Below are 813 nucleotides of genomic sequence, written 5' to 3'. Positions count from 1 at the left end.
AATTTGAGAATCAAAAATGAACGATGATTTAGATGCAGATTGAAAATTGAAGAGGAGAGTTTGGCTTTATAACCGTGCCATTAACGTGAGCTGGAAAAACAAATGCAATACCTGTCTAAACTTTATGATTTACATTGCAAACCATTACTTATGTTGATTGTTCTGAGTCGAATAATTAACACTGACAAATAGGTAAATCGGTGGAGTTACGTTTCAATAAAGATGCTTTTTTGTACAAGGTTCCCCCATGCCATTAAAAATGACATTGATTGCCCTTGCCGTTATGGCATCTGCGCAGCCCCAAGCGAATACACCTATAGCTCCGCCCGTCTCTCTTGCTGAAACCTATCAAGATGGAATAGATGTTTCTGAGTATTGGTACAGTGAGAAACTCGATGGAATTCGAGCCTACTGGACAGGTCAACACCTCGTGACCCGAAACGGAAACCGAATTTATGCGCCCGAGTGGTTCACTGAGTCACTTCCGAACTATCCATTGGATGGTGAGCTTTGGGCCGGACGCGGAAATTTTCACATTGTTCAGCAAACCGTTCTTGATAAAACACCAATTGATAGCGCGTGGCGCGAAATCGATTTTATGGTGTTTGACATGCCGTATTCCGCAGGAGATTACCGAAAACGTTATTACAACATTCAGGATTTAGTGTTTGATATTGATGAGCACCACATCAAATACGTTGAGCACCGAGCCATCCAAAACGAGCAACATTTGTTTGCTCAACTGGATAAAATTTCCTTGTCCGATGGCGAAGGCGTGATGCTGCGTAAAGTGTCGAGCCGTTACCAAGCGGG

General features: G+C 42.8%; 1 protein-coding gene. It reads left to right on the top strand.

Annotated features, from left to right (window positions below; all coding sequences use genetic code 11):
• Positions 1 to 247: 247 nt before the first annotated feature.
• Positions 248 to 813, top strand: a 566-nt coding sequence (locus tag R7O13_RS25825; RefSeq protein WP_318305068.1) for a DNA ligase, incomplete at its 3' end; no start/stop codon positions are given.

The organism is Vibrio sp. Y176 (assembly GCF_033438945.1).
The sequence above is the reverse complement of the archived record's forward strand: the minus strand, read 5'-3'. Positions and strand labels throughout refer to the sequence as shown.